The 19,092-nt window shown below is 43.2% G+C and carries 18 protein-coding genes; 1 reads left to right on the forward strand and 17 read right to left on the reverse strand.

The window, feature by feature from the left end; all coding sequences use genetic code 11:
- Positions 1–27 precede the first annotated feature (27 nt).
- The 7 genes from guaB to V7D18_RS22340 form a co-directional block, all read right to left on the reverse strand.
- Positions 28–1,482: an IMP dehydrogenase gene (gene guaB, locus V7D18_RS22310; protein ID WP_426157636.1), complete on the reverse strand. Its 1,455-nt coding sequence runs from the start codon at positions 1,480–1,482 to the stop codon at positions 28–30.
- Between the two features lie 294 nt (positions 1,483–1,776).
- Positions 1,777–3,429: an alpha,alpha-phosphotrehalase gene (treC, locus tag V7D18_RS22315; protein WP_426157638.1), complete on the reverse strand. Its 1,653-nt coding sequence runs from the start codon at positions 3,427–3,429 to the stop codon at positions 1,777–1,779.
- Positions 3,430–3,432: 3 nt separating this feature from the next.
- On the reverse strand, positions 3,433–4,839 hold the full coding sequence (gene treP / locus V7D18_RS22320) for a PTS system trehalose-specific EIIBC component (RefSeq protein ID WP_426157639.1): 1,407 nt from the start codon (positions 4,837–4,839) through the stop codon (positions 3,433–3,435).
- A 134-nt stretch (positions 4,840–4,973) separates the two neighbouring features.
- Positions 4,974–5,687 carry a trehalose operon repressor gene (gene treR, locus V7D18_RS22325; RefSeq protein ID WP_426157641.1) on the reverse strand — a complete coding sequence of 238 codons (714 nt, stop codon included), beginning with the start codon at positions 5,685–5,687 and terminating at the stop codon, positions 4,974–4,976.
- A gap of 189 nt (positions 5,688–5,876) precedes the next feature.
- Positions 5,877–6,386 (reverse strand): DUF6106 family protein, encoded by a 510-nt coding sequence (locus V7D18_RS22330; protein ID WP_426157642.1) that lies wholly within the window; start codon positions 6,384–6,386, stop codon positions 5,877–5,879.
- Between the two features lie 52 nt (positions 6,387–6,438).
- Positions 6,439–8,058, reverse strand: a complete 1,620-nt coding sequence (gene groL, locus V7D18_RS22335; RefSeq protein ID WP_426157644.1) for a chaperonin GroEL — start codon at positions 8,056–8,058, stop codon at positions 6,439–6,441.
- A 99-nt stretch (positions 8,059–8,157) separates the two neighbouring features.
- Entirely contained in the window at positions 8,158–8,448 is a 291-nt protein-coding gene (locus V7D18_RS22340; RefSeq protein WP_097005136.1) for a co-chaperone GroES, read from the reverse strand.
- Positions 8,449–8,713: 265 nt separating this feature from the next.
- On the opposite strand from V7D18_RS22340, the gene V7D18_RS22345 reads away from it, so the two are divergent.
- Entirely contained in the window at positions 8,714–9,268 is a 555-nt protein-coding gene (locus V7D18_RS22345; protein WP_426157646.1) for a hypothetical protein, read from the forward strand.
- A 136-nt stretch (positions 9,269–9,404) separates the two neighbouring features.
- Here V7D18_RS22345 and V7D18_RS22350 read toward each other — a convergent pair whose 3' ends face one another.
- The 10 genes from V7D18_RS22350 to V7D18_RS22395 form a co-directional block, all read right to left on the reverse strand.
- Positions 9,405–10,253: a GNAT family N-acetyltransferase gene (locus tag V7D18_RS22350; RefSeq protein WP_426157648.1), complete on the reverse strand. Its 849-nt coding sequence runs from the start codon at positions 10,251–10,253 to the stop codon at positions 9,405–9,407.
- A gap of 176 nt (positions 10,254–10,429) precedes the next feature.
- On the reverse strand, positions 10,430–11,389 hold the full coding sequence (gene bioB, locus V7D18_RS22355) for a biotin synthase BioB (protein ID WP_426157650.1): 960 nt from the start codon (positions 11,387–11,389) through the stop codon (positions 10,430–10,432).
- A 23-nt stretch (positions 11,390–11,412) separates the two neighbouring features.
- A complete protein-coding gene (locus tag V7D18_RS22360) occupies positions 11,413–11,955 on the reverse strand; it encodes a biotin transporter BioY (RefSeq protein WP_426157652.1) in 543 nt (180 codons plus the stop codon).
- Positions 11,956–12,072: 117 nt separating this feature from the next.
- Positions 12,073–12,900, reverse strand: coding sequence for a rhamnulose-1-phosphate aldolase (gene rhaD / locus V7D18_RS22365; RefSeq protein WP_346064689.1), 828 nt, complete (start codon positions 12,898–12,900; stop codon positions 12,073–12,075).
- Between the two features lie 12 nt (positions 12,901–12,912).
- Complete coding sequence (locus tag V7D18_RS22370; protein ID WP_426157654.1) at positions 12,913–14,163, reverse strand: L-rhamnose isomerase; 1,251 nt, start codon at positions 14,161–14,163, stop codon at positions 12,913–12,915.
- Between the two features lie 24 nt (positions 14,164–14,187).
- Positions 14,188–14,502 (reverse strand): L-rhamnose mutarotase, encoded by a 315-nt coding sequence (gene rhaM, locus V7D18_RS22375; protein ID WP_426157656.1) that lies wholly within the window; start codon positions 14,500–14,502, stop codon positions 14,188–14,190.
- 25 nt (positions 14,503–14,527) lie between these two features.
- On the reverse strand, positions 14,528–15,958 hold the full coding sequence (gene rhaB, locus V7D18_RS22380) for a rhamnulokinase (protein WP_426157657.1): 1,431 nt from the start codon (positions 15,956–15,958) through the stop codon (positions 14,528–14,530).
- Between the two features lie 842 nt (positions 15,959–16,800).
- Positions 16,801–17,034 carry a hypothetical protein gene (locus V7D18_RS22385; protein ID WP_117419375.1) on the reverse strand — a complete coding sequence of 78 codons (234 nt, stop codon included), beginning with the start codon at positions 17,032–17,034 and terminating at the stop codon, positions 16,801–16,803.
- A 179-nt stretch (positions 17,035–17,213) separates the two neighbouring features.
- Positions 17,214–18,203, reverse strand: a complete 990-nt coding sequence (locus tag V7D18_RS22390) for an AraC family transcriptional regulator (RefSeq protein WP_426157659.1) — start codon at positions 18,201–18,203, stop codon at positions 17,214–17,216.
- A complete protein-coding gene (locus tag V7D18_RS22395; RefSeq protein ID WP_426157660.1) occupies positions 18,200–19,090 on the reverse strand; it encodes a hypothetical protein in 891 nt (296 codons plus the stop codon). The genes V7D18_RS22390 and V7D18_RS22395 overlap by 4 nt, the downstream gene beginning before the upstream one ends.
- Between the last annotated feature and the right edge of the window lie 2 nt (positions 19,091–19,092).

The raw sequence follows: 19,092 nt of genomic DNA on the forward strand, positions 1-19,092 counted from the left end.
GAACATCAAACTTCCGTCTGCTTTCTATTATTCATCAATACTGTAGTTAGGTGCTTCTTTTGTAATATGAATATCGTGAGGATGGCTCTCTTTTAAGGAAGCAGCTGAAATCTTAACAAATCTGCCTGTCTCCTGGAGAGTCTTAATATCCTTTGCTCCGCAGTATCCCATACCGGAACGGAGTCCGCCAAGCATCTGGAATACGGTATCTTCCACCATGCCCTTATATGCCACACGGCCTTCCACACCTTCCGGAACCAGCTTTTTCGCATCTGTCTGGAAATAGCGGTCCTTACTGCCGTTCTCCATGGCAGCGATGGAACCCATGCCGCGGTATACCTTATATTTTCTTCCCTGGTACAGTTCAAAGGTTCCTGGGCTTTCATCACAGCCTGCAAACATGCTTCCCATCATACATACGCTGCCGCCTGCTGCAATCGCCTTTGTTAAGTCTCCTGAGTATTTGATTCCTCCGTCTGCAATGATGGGAACACCATGTTCCTTGGCCACGGAGTAGCAGTCCATAACTGCTGAAATCTGCGGTACACCGATTCCTGCAACCACACGGGTGGTACAGATGGAACCAGGTCCGATTCCCACCTTCACTGCATCAACTCCCGCTTCGATCAGTGCTTTTGTAGCGTCACCGGTTGCTACGTTACCGGCAATTACAGAAAGATTCGGGTATGCTTCCTTAATCATTCTGACACAGCGGATTACATTCTCAGAATGGCCGTGAGCAGAGTCAAGAACTACCACATCTACCTTCGCTTCCACAAGAGCTTTCACACGGTCAAGAACATTGGCGGTAATTCCCACAGCAGCTCCGCACAGAAGTCTTCCCTGGCCATCCTTTGCTGATAAGGGATATTTGATCTGCTTTTCAATATCCTTAATGGTAATAAGACCTTTTAAGTTAAACTCATCGTCTACAATCGGGAGCTTTTCCACTCTCGCTTTGGCAAGAATCTTCTTCGCCTCCATAAGAGTAATTCCTTCTCTTGCTGTTACAAGATTCTTGGAAGTCATGCACTCCTTGATTTTTCTGCTGAAGTCCTCTTCAAACTTTAAATCGCGGTTGGTGATAATGCCGACTAATTTTTTTCCTTCTGTAATCGGTACGCCGGAAATACGGAACTTCGCCATCAGTTCGTCCGCATCTTTTAATGTATGTTCCGGGGAAAGATAGAATGGATCCGTTATGACGCCGTTTTCTGACCTCTTAACCTTATCAACCTCTTCTGCCTGCTCTTCAATCGACATGTTCTTGTGAATAATGCCGATGCCACCCTGTCTTGCCATGGCAATCGCCATGCGGTGTTCGGTTACGGTGTCCATTCCTGCACTCATAAGTGGAATGTTCAGCTTGATGGTTTTTGTAAGGTTGGTCGATAAATCAACCTGATTCGGAATTACGTCTGAATAGGCCGGAACTAACAGCACATCATCAAATGTAATGCCTTCGCCAATAATTGTACCCATTATTTTCCTCTCCTTCACTTAATTTTATACTTTTTAAAATAAACAGTTTTGCTTATTAGTTAAATAGTTTAGCAAACTTTGCTTTGGTTGTCAACGGACATTTTTCTGTATTTTTCCGCCCTCTGTGGACAATAAAATGAACATTTCTAATAAATAGTTACTTAGTTTAATGAAAATAAAACCAGTATCCAATCCTGGCCTGTTTTTAGGTGCAAAAAAAGATCGGTAAGAATTCACTTCTGCTGATTACAGCAATGAATTCTGATCGATCTTGCCTGCACTACCAACAACAAATCATCCTCTCCAGTACAGCATAACCGCTCCAAAGGGTTCCAGTATCACCCTATCTCCGAAGATTTTTACACTTTTATAATTGGATAGCAATACCTTCCAATCGTCCAGGACCTCTTTTTGCTTCACCATCTGCTCCTGCCCGGTAAAGTTAGCAAATACCAGCAGCTTTTCTCCATTTAATGCCCTTTTATAGGACATTACATCCTGATTATCCACAAAAACTGGTTCATAGCTCCCATCGCTTATAACTTCATACTGCTTTCTCAATTTCACAAGCTTCTGATAATAGGCAAAGATGGAATCAGGATCAGCAAGGCTGTCTTTCACATTGATATCCCTGCAATTTTTATTGACAGTTATCCACGGTGTTCCGGAAGTAAATCCGCCATTTTCCTCTCCATCCCACTGCATGGGGGTCCTGCTATTGTCCCTGGACCGCTCCTTAAGTATCCTGTAAATATCCTCTTCCTTCTGTCCCTGCTCCTTTAAAATATCAAAATAGTGCAGGCTCTCAACATCCCGGTACTGGGAAATGTCCGTGAAATTGGCATTTGTCATACCGATTTCCTCTCCCTGGTAAATAAAGGGCGTTCCCCTCATCCCGTGAATCACCGTAGCCAGCATCTTGGCGGACTGTTTCCTGTAGAAACCGTCGTCACCGAACCTGGATACCGCTCTCGGCTGGTCGTGATTGCACCAGAACACTGCATTCCAACCATTTCCCCCGGCAATGCCCTCCTGCCATGTGTGGAAAATCTTTTTCAGCCGTTCAAAGTCATAGGGCATTAAGGACCATTTATCCCCGTTCATATAATCCACCTTCAAGTGATGGAAGTTAAAGCACATCTTCAGCTGTTTTTCCTCCGGGTTTGTGTAATGAATACAATGGTCAATGGTTGTGGAAGACATTTCCCCTACCGTGACCACATCCTCTGCATCAAGCCCTGTATCCTCCACGATTTCCCTCAGAAACTCATGAATCCGGGGACCATCTGTGTAGAAACGGCGGCCATCCCCCTCCTCGTCGTCCTCCCAGGCAGTTGGCTTGGAAACCAGATTGATGACATCAAACCGAAAGCCGCGGATTCCTTTCTCTTTCCAAAAACGGAGTATATTTTTTATTTCTTCCCGCACGTTTGGGTTCTCCCAGTTTAAATCTGCCTGGGTAACATCAAATAAGTGCAGATAATACTTTCCCAGTTCTTCCACGTATTCCCATGCATTTCCCCCGAACTTGGACTGCCAGTTCGTGGGCGGACTTTCCGGCGTGCCTTCCTTAAAGAAATAGTAATCCTGATATTTCTTCTCACCGGCAAGAGCCCTCAAAAACCACTCATGTCTCGTAGAAGTGTGGTTAAAAACCATGTCAAGCATGAGCCTCATATCCCGGTCTTTTGCCTCGGAGATTAGGCGATCCAAATCCTCCATGGTTCCGAATAAGGGATCGATCCGGCAGTAATCCTCAATATCATAACCGTTATCATTCTGAGGCGATACGAAAAATGGAGTGAGCCAGAGGTAATCCACACCCAGCTTTTTTAAATAATCCAGCTTTTCGATAATGCCCTTTAAATCCCCGATTCCGTCTCCGTCAGTATCCATAAAGGATTTAGGATAAATCTGATAAACACATGATTTCTTAAAATTCTGCATTTACTAAATTCCTTTCTTTTTGCCCACAGCGACAGTCAGCCCAAAGGGTACTGCAATAGCAATCAGCATGCAGATGGCGAAGATTCCCATATATTGAGGCTGTATGGAAAGAATTCCCGGAATGCCGCCCACTCCGATGGAATTAGCCATAACGTTCATTCCAACAGAAACGGTTGCTGCAATGGAAGAGCCGATCATAGCGGAAAGGAAGGGGAAGCCCCTCTTTAAGTTTACGCCGAACATAGCCGGCTCAGTCACCCCTAAATAGCAGGAGATGCAGGCTGGAATGGAAATCTGCTTTGATTCCTCATCCTTTTTCTGTAAATAGATCATACCCAGTACTGCAGATCCCTGCGCAATGTTGGATAAAGCAATCATTGGCCACAGCATGGTTCCGCCGAACTCTGCCATGAGCTGGAGATCGATGGCATTTGTCATGTGGTGAAGTCCTGTAATGACAAGGGGCGCATAAACGAAGCCGAATAAGGTGGCAAACAGCCAGCGGAAGCTGGAAGTAAGTCCTGCATAAACCACCTTTGATATGGCGGAGCCAATGGCCCAGCCGATAGGTCCTACTACCGCATGGGCGGCAATCACTGCCAGAAGCAGGGAACAGAACGGAACAACAATCATGGAAATGGCCTGAGGAGTGATCTTCTTAAAGAACCTCTCCAGATAAACCAGCACAAAGCCTGCTAAAATTGCCGGAATAACCTGAGCCTGATAGCCGATCATTCTCATTTTTACAAAACCGAAATCCCAAACCGGTATCTCTACACCCGGTGCCATGGCATAGGCATTCAAAAGCTGGGGAGATACTAAGGTCAGACCGAGAACGATTCCCAGGATCTGAGTGGTTCCCATCTTTCTCGTCACGGACCATGTGATACCGACGGGAAGGAAATGGAAAATAGCCTCGCCCAAGAGCCAGAGGAAGCTGTAAACGCCGGACCAGAACTGGGAAACGGCCACCAAAGTCTCTGTCCCGTCATTCATGAATTTAATTTCACCGATAATGTTCCGAAAGCCCAGGATGAGACCGCCTACGATAATGGCAGGAATCAGGGGAGCGAATATTTCCGCTATATCTGCTACCACTCTCTGCAGCGCGTTCATGTTGCCCTTTGCTTCCTTCTTCACTTCGTCCTTTGATACGCCTTCAATTCCTGAAATTGCTGCAAATTCATTGTAAAAAGCCTGTACGTCGTTTCCAATGATAACCTGAAACTGTCCAGCCTGTGTAAAGGTACCCTTAACGCTTTTCAATGCTTCGATCTTTTGCGTATCAGCCTTTGAAGGATCTGACAGCACGAAACGCATTCTGGTCATACAGTGAGTCACGGCCCCTATATTCCCCTTACCACCGACGAGGTCCAAAAGCTGCCTGGAATCATCTTCATATTTCCCCATATCCATACTCCTTTTCCATATGTTTTTAAATTAGTTGCAACTTATATGTTATTATTGTATTTCGACTATAACATATACGTATATCTTTGTCAACATATATGAAGAAATATATTCCTGCCTTTGGATATACCTTCTTACAGCTTCCTTCGGGCGAAATCCACAAACTTGAACTTGTCCGGTCTGTGGCGGGATTCGGTAAACTGAAACAGGGTGGAGTCCTCCAGGTACGTATAACTCTTCACCACCACGATCATATCGTAGCTTCCCATATCCAGCAGGCGATAATCCTCATCTGTAGCCATGTGTACCGTAATTTCCTTCATGGCAAATCCGATTTTCAGGCCAAGCTCCTTTTCCAGATATTCGTAAACAGAATCCTGAGCCGCACGGAGAGGCAGATTTTCCACCACCTTCCGTGAAAAATAATCCTTGTCAATAATGATCTTCTCTCCCTCGATCTCCCTGACTCTCTCTAGCAAAAAGGCCTCATCCTCTGGTCCGATCTGCAGGGCCGCCATCAGCTTTTTATCTCCCTTGACGATTTCTAAATTTTCCACAATGGTAATGGGTTTAGAAGCAGAAAACCGGTAGATTTCCTTAAAGCTTGCGATTTCGGATACAGGGAAATTGAACTTGTTCTTGTCCAGGACCTCCGCCGCCTTTCCTCTGGCTTTTTGGATATAACCGTCCTGGACCAGAAGCTCCAGAGCCTTACGCACCGTATCCCTGGAAGCGCCGTAAGCCTCCATCATCTCGCCCTCCGCCGGAAGCTTATCTCCTGGCTCATATTCCCGCCTGTCAATCTTATCTAAAAGCAGCTTATAAAGATGCCTGTATTTACTTTCCATAATTGTTTAACCTCCATTTTACCGGGTTTATTTTTATATTTCTGATAAGTATTGATTTCATTGTAACATATACGTATATGTCAGTCAAATAAAAGTAATAGCAGGCCAGCGAGGCATGTGAATGAAGAGTCTTTTCCATAAAGAAAAAAAAAGAATCAGGCGGCCTGGTTAACCGTCTGATTCCTGTTATTATATCTGAGTTACAACTTTGCGTGGTGCAGTCATCTTCATACAGCGGAGCAGCTTGTCGTTTGGTTCAAAAATAATTTTCGTCCGTTCTGAACCAGACTGGCTGATCAGTGTATAAGTCTTAGCATCAGGTATTTTGGAAGAAAAATCCAGTACTTTCATGGTGCCTGTTTCATGATCTCTGGCTTCTGTAGAACCGGTAGGCGCTACTATCTGAATTTCCTCCATCGATCCTTCCCAGGCTTTCTTGCGCTTGCTTTTGCCGTAAATTCTGTCAATGGACAACGTATTGGTCACAAACAGATACTCATATTCCACTTCACTGTTGCGGAATACTACGTAGGTCGCAGCTCCGGCAGCGAACAAAATAATCACTCCAAAGATACCGAAAACCGGAGAGATGGACAGGAAAAATGCGATCACGCACAGAATTCCCATCACAATTTTCAGTAACATGGTATAAGCCGGAGACTTCCTCTTCACAAGCCATTCTGCATACATTTCATTCATAATAATACTGGATCCTTTCTCATACCTGCAAGGCGTCTCTTCCGTACAAATCTTACATCATATCCATTCCGCCCGGAGCCGGAACTGCAGGTGCTTTTTCCTTAATATTAGCAACAACAGACTCTGTTGTCAATAAGGTAGATGCAACACTGGTTGCATTCTGAAGTGCACTTCTTGTTACCTTGGTAGGATCAAGAATACCTGCATCAACCATGTCTACATAAGCTTCTTTGTATGCATCAAAGCCTGTACCTACTTTTGCTTCTTTTACTTTATTGATGATGACACTTCCTTCCAGCCCTGCATTGGCTGCAATGTGGTATAACGGAGCCTCCAGAGCCTTTAAGATGATCTTTCCGCCTGTCTTCTCATCGCCTTCCAGTCCGTTTACAAGACCTTCAATCTCAGTGATTGCATGGATATAAGCAGAACCGCCGCCTGCGATTACACCTTCCTCAACTGCTGCTCTTGCTGCAGATAACGCATCTTCCATACGAAGCTTTGCTTCCTTCATCTCAGTTTCTGTTGCAGCACCAACACGGATTACTGCTACGCCGCCGGATAATTTAGCAAGTCTTTCCTGTAATTTTTCTTTATCAAAATCAGAAGTTGTTTCTTCAATCTGGCTCTTAATCTGACCGATTCTTGCATCAATGGCAGCCTTGTCACCGGATCCGTCAACGATAACTGTATTCTCTTTCTGGATCTTAACAGATTTTGCACGGCCTAACTGATCAAGAGTTGCGCTCTTTAATTCGTAGCCCAGTTCTTCAGAAATTACTGTACCGCCTGTTAAAACTGCGATATCCTGTAACATCTCTTTTCTTCTGTCGCCGTAGCCAGGAGCTTTCACACCTACTACATTGAAGGTTCCTCTTAATTTGTTAACGATCAGGGTTGTTAATGCTTCGCCTTCAATATCTTCTGCAATGATAAGAAGTCTTGCGCCGGACTGAACAACCTGCTCTAATAATGGAAGAATCTCCTGAATGCTGGAAATCTTCTTGTCAGTAATAAGAATATATGGATCATCAAGATTTGCTTCCATCTTCTCCATATCGGTGCACATGTAAGCGGAAATGTAGCCTCTGTCAAACTGCATACCTTCTACAAGGTCCAGCTCTGTCTTCATGGTCTTGGACTCTTCAATGGTGATAACGCCGTTGTTGGAAACCTTCTCCATAGCGTCAGCTACCATCTCACCGACTTCATCATCTGCTGCAGAGATTGCTGCAACTCTTGCGATGGAAGCTTTTCCTTTGATCGGCTCACTCATCTTTGCGATTGCATCGATCGCTGCCTGTGTTGCTTTCCTCATACCCTTTCTTAAAACGATTGGGTTTGCACCGGCTGCTAAGTTCTTCATACCTTCATTAATCATAGCCTGAGCCAGTACGGTAGCCGTTGTGGTACCATCACCGGCAACATCATTGGTCTTGGTAGCTACTTCCTTTACAAGCTGTGCTCCCATGTTCTCGAATGCATCTTCCAGCTCAATCTCTTTTGCAATGGTAACACCATCGTTGGTGATTAACGGTGCTCCAAATGATTTATCAAGTACAACGTTTCTTCCTTTCGGACCTAATGTAACGCGAACGGTATCTGCTAACTGATTCACTCCTGATTCAAGTGCTTTTCTGGCTTCTACGCCATATTTAATCTGCTTTGCCATGATTCATTCCTCCAGTTTTAACTTTAATTTGGTGATCTTATATAAGGAAATCACGCCTTTTTTATCAAAATCTGCTGTTACCTGACGGTACTGCGTTTATTATTCAATTACTGCCAGAATATCACTCTGCTTAACAATTACATATTTCTCGTCGTCTTCTCCGGTTTCGATCTCTGTTCCTGAATATTTGGAGAAGATTACTTTATCGCCTGTCTTAACCTGCATGGAAACTTCCTTACCATCTACAAGACCGCCAGGTCCTACTGCGATGACTTCCGCCTGCTGTGGCTTTTCTTTTGCCTGACCCGGCAGAACAATACCGGACTTTGTTGTCTCCTCTGCAACCAATGGTTTTAACACAACTTTGTCAAATAATGGTACTAATTTCATTGCAATTCCTCCTCATAACCTTCTTATTATTTCTTTCTTATGGCCTATAGAAAGAAGTTATTTTTTATTCACATAATATGTTATATCACTCATTATTAGCACTGTCAATAGTTGAGTGCTAACTTTATATTTTTTTTACAATTTTACCATATTTAGACGGATTGAGCCGTTACTTACATAGTTTATAGAAATTTTCTTATTATATACCTTTATTTTTTTTCGGGTAAGTATTACAATAGGTAAGAGAATGAAAGGAGTGTTTAAAATGGCAAAAAGAGGTAATGGTTTTGGGAAATTCGTGGCACTTGCCACTATCGCCGGTGCTGTTGCCGCCGGCATCTCTTATTTTACAAAATACAAATCCTTCCATAAGGAACTGGAAGAAAATTTCCATGATTTTGAAGATGACGGGAATGATGACATTTCCAAAATTGACAGTACGATGAACCGCAACTATGTTTCTCTTCATGCAAACAAGGATGAGCTGAAGACAGCAGCCTCCGATATGGCAGACGCAGCGAAAGACGCAGCAACTGCAGCAAAAAACATGATGAAGGATGCGGCTACCATAGTGAGCGATACAGCCAGGGAAGCAGCTTCTGCAGTGGCTGATACAGCGAAGGATATGTTTGATTCTGCAATGGAAAAGGGAGATTCCCAAGAGGAAGATTCTGACATTACAGAAGACGGCGGTCTTGATTATTCCGCTTCTGAATCAGGACAACCTGCTGCAGATATGGCACAGAAAGATAACACAGATTCCAAAACAGAGGAATCTTCAGATGATACCACCACAATTGTGGAGGAGGAATTGCAATAAATTTTCTGCTGTATGCAGGTAAAAGGAGTATTTTTTGAAGGAATGTCTCAGAATATACTCCTTTTTTAGCGTTTCTTTCATTCGCAGAAGACTTGGCTGATAATCAAAAGGCTCAAAGATCCTATTTGTCAACATCTTAAAATGGTAAACGATAATAGGGAATTCTTTTGCATTCCTCAAAGCCTAATTTCCCTGCAAGCTTTCTGGAACCCATATTTCCCGAGTTGCAAGACCAGACAGGTTCCAGGCCATTCTCCAGACAATAATCGATCAATCGTGCGCAAACCCTTGCTGCAAAGCCTGAGCCGCGATACTCTGTGCCCGTCTCAATTCCAATTTCAAGTTTACGATCAATTACACAGGATGCGAAGGCGGTAGAAGCCGGTATTCTATCTTTTAGCAGCAGCGTAAACCCAATCCCATACTTTTCGAAATCACTATAGCTGACCCAAAAATATCCCGGTACTACGTTTCCAGCCAACTGATTGAAAATATCTTCTGTCATCGGGATAATTTCGGCATGTTCATCTGGAAGACTTCTCCTGAAGGCAAGATACTTTTCTTTCCGGAAGGTAAAATTGATTCTCTGATATTCCAGGACTTTATGAACTTCCGCTGATGACGGATCGCTGTACGGCTCTTCCGCCCCTTTTTTAATTAAATTATCCCCTAAAAGAGTTTCCATTTTCGAATAGAGCGCGGCAGGATATACCTGCAGCCATTCGGCTCTTTTTCTGCATTTGTCAGAATTGAGCAAATGTAGTTTCAGTTCTCCATAAAACTCTTCGTTACCGTTTTCTCCATAAAGTAAAGACATTCCATATGGATGTTGAAGATAAAATGAAGCTGGCGAGGTGCTATCATCAACAAAAATTTTTCCGTCTACTTTTCTCTCCAATACTGACATAGCAAATAAAGTATTAATCTCCGCTTCCTGTAAAGTTAAAATCAGATTTTGAAATGTTTCTTTTTTTAATTCAATCATTAAGACTGCCCCCTTGTATTTTAGTGGCTTTAGTATATAATGCAATTACTTATAGGTCAAATGTATAATATTAAATCTGTACTACTACAGACCGGACTTTGAAGATGCATAATTGGCAAATATAAAAGCCACTGGTTTCACCAGCGGCCAATTTTAAATAAAAAAATATAACTGATTCACCCAGGTTCAATACAGTATTCAAACCCGGCCTCCCGAATCATTTTTATAGTGCTGTCAATGCTCTCTCCGCCTGCGGTAAGATATCCGGAAGCAAATACAGAATCAACCGCATAAAACATCCATTTTTCTTTTCCTTTTAGATAAAGCTCCCTTCCTGCCGCACACCGGATATCTGAATCTGGATTTAAAAGTCTGGCAAGGCAAAGAACTTTTAAACAGTATTCAGAGGTGAGAATAGCTGTACTCTGATTCTCCAGCGCTGTACCTTTTATGGGGATCAGGAAATTAATCGGAACTGCCTTTGGATTTATGTTCTGAATCTCAAACAGCATGTCCACCACATCCTCCGGCTTCTCTCCCAGTCCCACGATTCCGCCGCAGCACAGTTCAAAGCCCATTTCTTTAAGCATCTGTATGTTGGCAATCCGCTGCTCATAGGTATGGGTCGTGCAGATATTCGGATAATAATTTCTGCCTGTATTTAAGTTGTGGTTTATTCTGTCCACACCCGCTTCCTTTAAGACCGCCGCCTGCTCCCTCGAGAGGAATCCAATGGAACAGCAGACCGGAGTATCTGCTTCTTTCTTAAGTGTCTTAATCTCATCTGCAAATGCCAGAATCTCTTCATCAGAAAAACGGATTCCGCTTAACCCGATGCAGTGGCGTGCCAGCTTCTTTTCTTTTACCAGATAACCGTCTTTTATAAGCTTGTCACAGGTAATCAGCTCATATGTATCAATATCTGTTTTCGCCTGTCCGGACTGGGCGCAATAGGCGCAGTTCTGGGTACAGTTTCCACTGCGGGCATTGGTCAGCAGGTGAATATCCACAATATTTCCTTTATGCTTTTTTCTTAAGGAATATGCCGCTTCAAGGAGCTTCGGAAGCTCTTCATCCGGCATCAGGAGTATGGACCTGGCATCCTCCTTTGTAAGATTCTCATATGGTTCTGTCATTTACTGCCTCCTCTTATCCCGCCCTACCACTGCAGGGTTCTTTGAATCACCGAATATAAACGGCGTACCAGCACGATAGTAATGCATGTCTTTAATATGTCTCCAGGAAGAAACGGAATCACGCAAAGCCCAAGTGCAGCTGAAAAAGAGGTATGGGTGATATAGGAAAACCACAGGGTTCCAAATACATAGGTAATCAGCCATCCGGCAAGAATCGATACTGCCAGCGCCTTAACCGTCCGTTTTCCAAAACGTTCCAAAATCCAGCCAGTCACGTAAGCAGACACAATATAAGCGATGATATAACCTCCCGTAGGTCCGGCAATCCAGGTCAGTCCGCTGTGAAAACCAGAAAAAACCGGAAGCCCTGCCGCCCCCATCAGGACAAAGGTAAGCTGGCTTAATGCACCAAGTCTTGATCCCAGTAAACAGGCAGCAAGAAAGGTGGAAAGATGAGCGAAATTAACGGGAACCGGGCCGATGGGTATGGTAACCTGAGACAGAATTGCAGTCAGAGAAGCAAACAGAGCACATAACGTAATTTCTTTTGTTTTTAAATGTTTCATGAAAAATCCCCCTGTATAATGATGTCATTTTTCACCATTATACAAAGGGATTTTTATATTGTCAACCCAAACATTCAATTAGGTTAACATTCCGTCGTTCTATTACAAAAACAGCCTTTATTTCTCGTAAAGAAACTCTTCCGGCAGCGTCACTTTAAAATCCCGTGCCAGATCTTTAAAGTTCTCCGGTGTGATTGTCTGGAGCTTATCCGGACGTATGGATAATACCTTTACCAGAATCTCCGCAGATTTTTCGACTGTGTGCATTAATCCGAAGGTTAAGTCAAAATCTTCACCGGAAGCGAACAGACCATGATGGGCCCATACTGCCACGTCATATTTCTTCATCAGTTCACTGGTTGCAACTGCAATATCACGTCCGCCCGGGACCATCCAGCCAACGACACCCACGCCTCCAGGGAAAACAACAGGACATTCCGTTGCCATTTCCCACAATTCTCTTGTAAACACTCGATCCTCTAAAGGAAGCACAAAAGTCAGTGCAATTACGTTTGCGGGATGGGCATGGTAAATGACGCGGTGCAGCCCTTTGGTAGCATTCTTCTTCACTTCGTGATTCATTAAGTGGGAAGGCAGCTCACTGGTGGGACGGCCTCCGTTTACAAGCCCCCAGCAGATCCGATAATTTTCTCCGGATTCATCGATCTCTATGATACAGGTGTTGGCAGCCGGATCCAGAATGACATTGCGGAAATATTTTCCGCTTCCTGTCACCATAAAATATTCTCCTGCCAGATCCTTAACCGTTGTTCCGATTGGCTGCCATGGAGTATTTCTGTCTAATTCTTTCTTTACAGACTCCACCTCTTCTGACTTAATCCGGTAGCTTAAATTGCCTCCGTTTCTTTCATGCCAGTTCTGCTTAAAACCATCGTCACACATACGGATAAAGCCTTTTACAAATTCTGCATCTAAAATCTTCATGTTTTTTCTCCTCTATTTGCGGTTTGCCAGTACTTCTTTTTCATATGCGGTAATCTGGCTGAACCAGTCTTCTTTTGCAGGTACTCCGTTTAACTCACAGAAATAGTTCCATACATCGCCGATAGGGTAGAGCTTTAATTCTTCCTGAAGCATCATAAGCTCTGTAAAATTACGGGATTCCTGTAAAGCAGCCAGCTTTTCTTTTGGAAGAAGAAGGGCATTTAAAAGAGCTTTCTGCATGTTTCTCATTCCTACTACCCAGGCACTTAGTCGGTTGATGCTGGCATCAAAAAAGTCCAGAGCCAAAAGGACGCGGTCTGCTCCGCCCCGCACAATCTCTTTTGCAATCTCTTTCGTCTCATCATCAAATAATACCACATGATCACTGTCCCAGCGAACCGGTCTGGTTACATGAAGCGCCACCTTATCAAAGAACAGCAGCATGGAAGAGATCTTATCGGAAACCACTTCTGTCGGATGATAGTGTCCGCTGTCCAGCAGGCAGAGAATATCATTCTTTGATGCGTAGTTCATGTAAAATTCATGGGAGCCTACCGTACAGCTTTCCATTCCGATGCCAAATACCTTGGATTCCACTGCAACGTATACCTTAGACTTATCGTAATCCATGGAAAGGATCTGGTCAAGGGAATCCTTTAACCTTGCTCTTGGTGAGGTGCGGTCAGCGGGGATATCCTTAAATCCGTCCGGTATCCAGATATTCATGGTGCAGGGAGTATTTAACTCTTCAGCAAAATACTGGGAAATGCGGATACAGGCCTTAACATGACGGATCCAGAACGCTCTTATTTCAGGATCTTCACTTGATAAGGTGGCATGCTCTGCCTTTGGGTGTGAGAATAAGGTAGGGTTAAAATCGATGCCGATACCTCTTTCCTTTGCAAACTCCACCCATTTTGCAAAATGCTTTGGCTCCAGCTCATCGCGGTCAGACCATTCCCCTTCTTCAAAGATTCCATAGCTTGCATGAAGATTAATTCTGTGTTTTCCCGGAATCAGGCTCAGCGCCTTGTCCATGTCTGCCATCAGTTCTTTAGGATTACGTGCCCGTCCGGGATAATTTCCAGTTGTCTGGATTCCTCCTGATAATGCGCCGGCTCCGTCAAATCCGGTTACGTCATCTCCCTGCCAGCAGTGCATGGAAATAGGGATCTGTTTCAATGCAAGAAGTACCTGGTCTGTATCAACACCTACTGCTTTATAGCTTTCCTTTGCCGCTTCATATCTTTCTTTGATTGTCATGGCTTTTTCTTCCTTTCTCTTTTCTCAGTCTAAATGAAATACCGGCTTTAACCCGTCTGAAACAGGGCTGTTGTCAGGATTGGTTTTCATAATGTCCGCCATATAGTCCCACCATTTCCGGTTAATGGGTGTATCTGCAGATTTGGCCCACTTCTCCTCATCTTCTATTTCAATATATCCATAAAGCACATTGGTCTCTTCATCTAAAAATATGGAATAATTATGGCCGCCGCATTCATGGATCATCTCTTTCATCTCCGGCCAGAGCAGATTATGACGCTTTTCATATTCTTCAGCCATTCCTTCATTTAAATACATTTTAAATGATTTTCTGATCATAGTTTTCTCTCCTTTACAAAACCTCTCACAAGGGCTTATATTCTTTTACAGCAAATGACTGGTAAACGGATTCTCTTGCAGTTTTTAAATCTCTAAATTCCCCGTAAGCAATCATCTGGGCCAGCAGATTCCCGATTGCAGTCGCTTCTCCCGGTCCGGCGTAAACGGTCTTACCGGTTTGTTTCGCAGTTAATTTATTTAAGTAGGCTGCGTTGGAACCGCCGCCGACTACATGAAGGTCTGAATATGTTTTTCCTGTAATGGATTCCAGTTCTTCTGCCGTTTCTTTATAACACGCGGCAAGGCTGTTATAAATTACTGCTGCAATCTCTCCTGCACGTTCAGGAACGGGCTGTTTTTTATTCCTGCAGAAATTCATAACCGCTTTTATCATGCTTTCCGGAGCCAGAAAACTGCTGTCGTTGCAGTCTACCAGAGAAGGGATCGTCTCTTTTGAAGCAAGTTCACACAGCTCAGCAAAGGAATAGTCTTCCCCTCTGCCAGCCAGTTCTTTTTTCACCGACTGGATCATCCAGAGGCCCATAATATTTTTTAAATACCGATAGCGGTAATCATACCCGCCTTCATTGGTAAAATTGGCTTCCATGCTTTCATTGGAACAATCCGCTGCAAGAAGTTCCGTTCCCATAAGAGACCACGTTCCCGAACTGATATAGAGAATATCATCCTCTGCACCTTCCTTATCCGGAACTTTAGGAACTGCCATGACAGCAGAACCGGTATCATGAGTGGCCGGCAGTATCACTGTACAGGAAAAACCGACCTCTTTTATGATTTCCTCCGTAAACTGTCCCACTTTTGTACCAGGCATGGATAATGGACCAAACAGCTTTTCCGGATAGGAGAGCATACGGATCAGTTCATAATCCCAGTTTTCTGTTACAGGGCTCACCAGCTGGGTTGTGGTAGCATTGGTATATTCCTGTTTTTTTTCTCCCGTCAGCAGAAAATTAAAGTAATCGGGAATCATAAGGAAAGATTCCGCTCTTTTAAGAAGCTCCGGCTCTTTCTCCTTAACAGCCATCAGCTGATAAATCGTGTTGAAGATCTGTTTCTGGATTCCCGTTCTCTTATATAAGTCATTCTGGGAAATGAATTCATATACCTTCTCATCCATTCCTGATGTTCTGTCATCCCGGTATCCTGCTGCCCTTCCAAGAATTTTATTATTCTCATCAAGAAGAACAAAATCCACTGCCCAGGTATCAATACCCATACTGACTGGTATCTTACCCAGCTTTTTGCACTGCTTTAATCCCTCTTTTATTTCTGCAAATAAGGACCCCACATCCCAGGATAAATGCCCATCCTCCTGCTTCATACCGTTTTCAAAACGGTAGATCTCCTCCAGAACTATTTTGCCGTCCTGCACAGTCCCAAGTATATGGCGGCCGCTGGAGGCCCCAATGTCTACGGCAAGATAATATTTCTCCATCCACACCACACTCCTTTCATTATTCTTGCCCACGCCCTTTGGGCATAAAGGGATACCCGCAGGGTATTTCTTCCTTTATCATAACGGATATTCAAATAAAAAATAAGGTCGCTGTTTAATTAAAACTGCGTCCTTATTTGCATTATTGGCATTGTAACACCTGTATGAATCATAGAATTATACTGAACGTAAAACCGGGCAATAGCTGAAACTCTGGAGTGTGACAATAAGATAACAGGAAAATAGCAACTGACCTCTTGATTCTGAATTGCAGATATGCTATATTAGAATTACAAAAGGAACAACCGCCCCTCTACAAGGGGTTGGCCATGAATAAGATAGAAAATCCCACCCTCTCAACCGCCAAGTTTACAAGGGTGGTTTTTCTATGCCTGTTTCCAGGACTTTACAGAAAAATCCTACTTACAATTATAAAAAATAAAGGTAAGCAATGCTAAAATGAATGTACCAAAGGCCATAAGGTCTTTAAAGTCATACTTCATCCGCACCACCTCCTATCTATGTAAAGATAGAAGGCCAACGCCCTTGCAGTGACACGATTGTTCCATGTCACTATGGTAACATATCCCATTTCAATGTGCAATTACTTTTCCTGGTAGCAGGTACAATAACGATCCTGCACGTTTCTCGCCTTTCCCTCGACTTCGTTCCTTTTCCCGGTGTTCTCTGGTAACAATGCAAAACGCCATGGAAATACTGATTTCAGTATACCATGACGCTTGATTGTTATTTTAACACCATTTTTCATAAATAAAGACAACGAGCAATAAACTGAATAACTGGATTCATTTGCATTTCCCTGCCCACTATTTATACAAACCTTAATCAGTTTTGGAAGAAATAAGTAATTCTTTTAAATCCATAATAGACATTTCGTGCTCGTCCAGTATTGTGGATACTTCCTTAAACTGTTCCAGCTTTATTTTATCCTGAATTTCTTTTTCCTTTTCATCCAGTGTAATGAGACATTCCTTATACTGCTTAATGGATTCCTGCACTTCCTTTAACTCTTCCTGAAGTTTTTCCAGTGCTGTCTTTCTGACTCCTCTTGGCATATTGGTCCTCTCCTTTACAGATATTATTAAATTAACCATATATAACCAAGTATATGCAGATTTATTTTTCTTTATTACAAAAATACAACTTTTTAATAAATTATCTTAGTTTTCTTTTTCTTCTTTTTAAAGCTTTGGTTAAAGTTTTAACTTCTTTACAAAGAATGAATGTGATATTATCATCTCTTTCCTTCCGGAAACGGCAATGATAAATTCTTATCCCTGTATTCTTTTGGAGACATGCCATGGTAATTCCGGAAAATCCGGTGAAAATAACTGGTATTATCATAGCCTATCGCAACCGATATATCGGTTATGGAAAGTCTGGTATTAAGCAGAAGAAACGATGCCTGATTCAGCCGTTTAATCTGAATGAGTTCCTTAAAAGTCCGGCCGGTAAGACGTTTTACTGCTCTGCTCAGCCAGTAAATATTGTAGTTTAACCGGGCTGCAAGCTCTGTCAGTTCTCCGTCCTTATAATTTTCATCAATAAACTTTAAAACCTGAAAGGTCAGCTTCTGGTCAAAACTTTCTGTTGTATGGCTGATTTTATCCGTGTAATGCATCAGCTGGAGAAATAAAAGACCCATTGTAACCTGATTGATGCTTCTTTTATTGGGCTGGTCATTGAGCAGCGTCCAGACCATATTTTCCACCAGATTCTGTACCGGAAGAACGTCTGCAACCTGAAAATGCAGGTAACTTGCATAGCGTGGATCAAAACACAAACTGCCCACCAGAAAATCCCTCAGAAGGTTTTTCTCCTCTCCCATCATCTGAAAAGCGGTATCAAAAAATTCCGGAAGAATGATAAAGTTAACCGCAATATCTCTCTCACCTGCAGGAAGTATTTCCTGGGATGCATGCTGATTTAAAAACAGCAGCTCCCCGGTCTTTAATACCACTTCTTCCCCGTCAATGCGGTGTGTCGTCTCTCCCTGACACATATAAATCACTTCTATATAATTGTGCTTATGTCTTGGAAAATGGACAAATCTGGTATGTGGCCTGATACGGATCATTTTACCGTGCTCCAGCATCTTTTTACTGTCAATCACCAGCTCCTGTCCCTCTGTATAACGTTTCCGGTCGATCTCCGTCCGGCCGTTTATGATTTCCCGTTCCTCATCGGTGATGACCGCCAGACGATTGATAATCTCCTGATTCACTGTTTGGTGCCTCCTCCTTCGCTCTGGGAGAACAGGATTAAGTTCTTCCATCTATCCTCACCTATGGCACGTTCACTGAGTGCATAAGCGTGGTCTTTTTCACCGTTAGCCAGGAGTTTATAGATGACTGCCCCATTTGCATCTGTATCCCTGATCCACCGGTCATTTCGTACTATCACCCCGTCAGCAGTCTGAAACTGCCAGACAGCCGTCTCCTCCTGCCTGTTGGTGCTGGAATAAGTGATTTCACCCTGCATGAGATCATTCTGAAACATTCCGTTTTTCGAGGTTTTGACTGTAATATCCTGTGTCACTCCATCGTAATAACGGTAACCGCATTCTCCGCTGCCGTTCATCTTTCCATTCTTCCAGTTTCCGTAAGAATAATCATATCGTTTTCCTTCTTCCAGACTGAGAACTGAAATCGCAGCAGCAGTTCCCTCCGGAACCCCATTCTTAAAATCTCCATAAAAGACAACCGTTGGTTTTAAAAATACCAGTCCTGTACCGTCTGTTATTTCACGTTTTAATCTGCCCTCAGAATATATACAGGGAAACTCATTTATGGAATCCCGATTTGCCTCTACAAGCCTGGCAGCTCCTTCTAAATCCCCTTCCTTAAACCTGCCGGTCAGTCCTTCCAAAAATTCCTGATCAGCCGCAGTCAGAGAAATCCCTGGATCCTGTGTCTCAGTTATGTCCATTTTCTTTGCAGGTATATCCTGTGCCTGGATCTTACTTAGCTGTGTTTCCTTAATCTGTGCTTCCTTACTGTTTCTAACCGTTCCTGCCACGCTTAAAAGAAACATCAGAACATACACCAGGGCAATGGTGATTCCTATCCTTAAATTTTCTTCTCTTTTTGTTCTATTCAGATCATGATTCACTT

Source organism: Lacrimispora sp. 38-1 (assembly GCF_049890855.1).
In the GTDB taxonomy this organism is placed as follows: domain Bacteria; phylum Bacillota; class Clostridia; order Lachnospirales; family Lachnospiraceae; genus Lacrimispora.

What these genes read in the sequence shown, in the direction of transcription:
- groL (WP_426157644.1), bottom strand. Translation starts at nt 8,058, where the DNA reads ATGGCAAAGCAGATTAAATATGGCGTAGAAGCCAGAAAAGCACTTGAA.
- V7D18_RS22385 (WP_117419375.1), bottom strand. Translation starts at nt 17,034, where the DNA reads ATGCCAAGAGGAGTCAGAAAGACAGCACTGGAAAAACTTCAGGAAGAG.
- bioB (WP_426157650.1), bottom strand. Translation starts at nt 11,389, where the DNA reads ATGACAGAACCATATGAGAATCTTACAAAGGAGGATGCCAGGTCCATA.
- V7D18_RS22345 (WP_426157646.1), top strand. Translation starts at nt 8,714, where the DNA reads ATGGCAAAAAGAGGTAATGGTTTTGGGAAATTCGTGGCACTTGCCACT.
- guaB (WP_426157636.1), bottom strand. Translation starts at nt 1,482, where the DNA reads ATGGGTACAATTATTGGCGAAGGCATTACATTTGATGATGTGCTGTTA.
- treC (WP_426157638.1), bottom strand. Translation starts at nt 3,429, where the DNA reads ATGCAGAATTTTAAGAAATCATGTGTTTATCAGATTTATCCTAAATCC.
- V7D18_RS22350 (WP_426157648.1), bottom strand. Translation starts at nt 10,253, where the DNA reads ATGATTGAATTAAAAAAAGAAACATTTCAAAATCTGATTTTAACTTTA.
- treR (WP_426157641.1), bottom strand. Translation starts at nt 5,687, where the DNA reads ATGGAAAGTAAATACAGGCATCTTTATAAGCTGCTTTTAGATAAGATT.
- V7D18_RS22360 (WP_426157652.1), bottom strand. Translation starts at nt 11,955, where the DNA reads ATGAAACATTTAAAAACAAAAGAAATTACGTTATGTGCTCTGTTTGCT.
- treP (WP_426157639.1), bottom strand. Translation starts at nt 4,839, where the DNA reads ATGGGGAAATATGAAGATGATTCCAGGCAGCTTTTGGACCTCGTCGGT.
- V7D18_RS22340 (WP_097005136.1), bottom strand. Translation starts at nt 8,448, where the DNA reads ATGAAATTAGTACCATTATTTGACAAAGTTGTGTTAAAACCATTGGTT.
- rhaD (WP_346064689.1), bottom strand. Translation starts at nt 12,900, where the DNA reads ATGAAGATTTTAGATGCAGAATTTGTAAAAGGCTTTATCCGTATGTGT.
- rhaB (WP_426157657.1), bottom strand. Translation starts at nt 15,958, where the DNA reads ATGGAGAAATATTATCTTGCCGTAGACATTGGGGCCTCCAGCGGCCGC.
- rhaM (WP_426157656.1), bottom strand. Translation starts at nt 14,502, where the DNA reads ATGATCAGAAAATCATTTAAAATGTATTTAAATGAAGGAATGGCTGAA.
- V7D18_RS22370 (WP_426157654.1), bottom strand. Translation starts at nt 14,163, where the DNA reads ATGACAATCAAAGAAAGATATGAAGCGGCAAAGGAAAGCTATAAAGCA.
- V7D18_RS22330 (WP_426157642.1), bottom strand. Translation starts at nt 6,386, where the DNA reads ATGAATGAAATGTATGCAGAATGGCTTGTGAAGAGGAAGTCTCCGGCT.